This is a genomic window from Prevotella sp. TCVGH (assembly GCF_023522295.1).
Classification (GTDB): Bacteria; Bacteroidota; Bacteroidia; order Bacteroidales; family Bacteroidaceae; genus Prevotella; species Prevotella timonensis.
Genome location: NZ_QFFX01000121.1, coordinates 1 through 2879, shown reverse-complemented (window position 1 = coordinate 2879; position 2879 = coordinate 1). Strand labels below are relative to the sequence as shown.

Below are 2879 nucleotides of genomic sequence, written 5' to 3'. Positions count from 1 at the left end.
TTCAATACGGCTGACACTCTCAATACTTTATTGCTCAATTGTATATTTGCATCTGGCCAACTGAAAGAGGGTGAGATGTATGATGTTGATTTCGACCATCAGTTCATAGAGACAGAAAAGTATGATGCAAAGCCTACATACAAGAAGTTCCTTGGTTATCGCCCTGGCGTGGCGGTTATTGGCGATTTGATAGTTGGTATAGAGAATAGCGATGGTAACACAAATGTTCGTTTCCATCAGAAGGACACGCTGAAGAGGTTCTTTGAGAGATTTGAACAGAATGGGCTCACTATCAATCGCTTCAGAGCTGATTGTGGATCATGTTCCGAGGAAATCGTGGAGGAAATAGAAAAACACTGCAAGTCTTTCTATATCCGTGCTAACCGCTGCAGTTCGATCTACACTGACACCTTTGCTCTCAAAGGCTGGAAAACTGAGGAAATCAATGGCATTGAGTTTGAATTGAACTCTATCCTTGTTGAGAAGTGGAAAGGTAAAGCATATCGACTTGTGATTCAAAGACAGAAACGGAAGGATGGTGTGCAGGATTTTTGGGAAGGAGAATACACATACCGTTGTATCCTGACTGACGACTATGATTCTTCCGTAAGAGAAATTGTCGAGTTCTATAACCTTCGTGGAGGAAAGGAACGTTTTCGTTAAGCCAAATGAGCAGAATAAAGCTCGCTTTAATTATGCCATGGCGAGAAAACGAAGGATGAAATCCAACGTATCTTCGATGATATGAACAATGGTTTCGGGTGGGACAGATTGCCCAAATCCTTCATGGCAGAGAATACAGTGTTCCTTCTTCTTACAGCACTTATCCGTAACTTTTACAAGGCCATTATTCAAAGACTTGACGTAAAGAAGTTCGGACTCAATGCAACAAGTCGCATAAAAGCGTTTGTCTTCAGGTCTATCTCTGTACCAGCCAAGTGGATCAGGACGTCAAGGCGGTATGTGCTGAATATCTATACTAGTAATAATGCTTACGCAGATGTTTTCCAGACTGGTTTTGGATAATGCCTACAACTTATGGGAATGATATTGTGTATTGCCTCAAGTCACATTGTGGGGTAAGGGGATATTGTAGGCAGAAGTGGGTGCTTCAAGTTCAAATTATCTGCAAATTCAGTAATGAGAGGACGTGTAAACGCAATAAGGACGTTCAAGGGCTTAGTTGCGGATTTGAGGATATATTATAACAACTTTTATGTTATTTTTTAGCAAAAACAGCATATCGTTAGAAAAAGAACCGTTATTGAACAATAATGATTAATAACAAAGTTAAAAGTTGACAAGGTGCAAATTACGGAACTAAAATCGAGTAGGAGGTAAACACTAATCATAGGTGTTTATCACCTACTCGATTATAGAGAGTCTTCGTGTTTTTCCAATCTACTGTGATAAGTTTTATCTTACTCTTATGCCTTTACCATTCAGAACCTCACCTCTAATATCATCTGTCTTGCACAAATACAAGTCATAGCCAATGGCTGTAATATCGCAATATTTTGGAGGAGTAATGACTTTTCCATTTGGTGACAGTTTTATAATTCCATTGTCATCCTGACAGGGACACACGAACAGATGATGACGATACAGGAGGAAGGAAGACTGGACAGGTGGATGGAAGTCAACCTCAAATGGTTGCATGAGACCTTTGGCAAGGAAAATGTTGTATCATGTGTGCTGCACATGGACGAGAAGACTCCACACCTGCATGCCACCATCGTACCCATCGTCACTGCCGAAAGGCAACACCATGAACGAGAGGGAGAGAAGAAGTACAACACCAAGTCTGGGCCACGGCTGTCAGCAGATGACGTGCTCAAACGCGCCAGACTTCATGAGTATCAAAATACATACGCTGCTGCCATGAGTGAGTTCGGCCTAAAGCGTGGCATTGTATGTTCCACTGCCAGACATATTGCCACATCAACCAACTACAAGCAGCAGATGCAACAGTTTGAGGAGAACATCGCCAAGTTGCAGGATGAGGTGGAGAAGACCAAGGAGGGCAAGAGTACAATATTCGCTCTATTTGGTAAAGGCGATCTTGCCAAGGAAAGAAAAGAACTGGCATCAAAAAAACGAGGAACTGGCAAAACTCCGAGTTAAGATTGCAAAACTGGAGGCGGAGAAAGTCTCTCTAAAACAGAAGCATGAATCTGACATCGCCAAACAGAGGAATGCCTATCAGAAAGAAATCGACGCTGCCATCAAGCGTGCGGAAATCGCAGAGCGGAAGGCAACCGAGAAGGATGCTGTCATTGAGAGGCAGAAGAACAGGATTGACGAACTTGACCGTAAGGCCAATCCTCAGCGATACTGGCTATCATTAGGAGCGGACCCCATCGGTCATCGTTTCTTCGGCAACAACTCTTATACCGTCACCCTAAAAATCTGGACCAGGGTTAAGTAGATTGAGCATACCGCTGTAACTTACCTTAGTGACAGCGACAAGCGATTGCACGCCTTCAGCAATAGGGAACTAACAGAACACGAGTTTGTCAACGCCTGTTTCAGTGCTACCGAGCAAGTCTGCGAGATACAATCCCATTTACTAAGTGCTGCCATCGAACTGGCAACAGGCGAAGCCGCAAAACCACACGTAGGCACTGGTGGTGGAGGTTCAACATCAGAATTGCCGTGGAGAGATAAGTACAAGGATAAATACAAACCTATGAAAAAGAGATGACAGTTGTTTGCAAAAAATAAAGATTTCGCTTTGTCAGAATGGAAAGCAACCTTTTCAAAATGAAAGGGTATTACAAGGATGTTGTTTATTTTGTAAAATCATATCTTCTATGTTGCTTTCCAAATAATTGGAAAATATTTGTAATTTATTAACTGTTCATTATCATTCACTTAGC

General features: G+C 42.2%; 3 protein-coding genes and 2 pseudogenes. All 5 read left to right on the top strand.

The features are described from left to right. A pseudogene (locus DEM91_RS12325) lies at positions 1 to 1026 on the top strand (transposase); the annotation flags it as partial. A 12-nt stretch (positions 1027 to 1038) separates the two neighbouring features. Further along, positions 1039 to 1230 (top strand): annotated as a pseudogene (locus tag DEM91_RS12320) (hypothetical protein). Positions 1231 to 1593: 363 nt separating this feature from the next. Further along, positions 1594 to 2124 carry a MobV family relaxase gene (gene mobV / locus DEM91_RS12315; RefSeq protein WP_040555625.1) on the top strand — a complete coding sequence of 177 codons (531 nt, stop codon included), beginning with the start codon at positions 1594 to 1596 and terminating at the stop codon, positions 2122 to 2124. Further along, positions 2063 to 2428 (top strand): hypothetical protein, encoded by a 366-nt coding sequence (locus tag DEM91_RS12310; protein WP_007175191.1) that lies wholly within the window; start codon positions 2063 to 2065, stop codon positions 2426 to 2428. The genes mobV and DEM91_RS12310 overlap by 62 nt, the downstream gene beginning before the upstream one ends. 45 nt (positions 2429 to 2473) lie before the next feature. After that, entirely contained in the window at positions 2474 to 2704 is a 231-nt protein-coding gene (locus DEM91_RS12305; protein ID WP_229039388.1) for a hypothetical protein, read from the top strand. Positions 2705 to 2879: the final 175 nt, after the last annotated feature.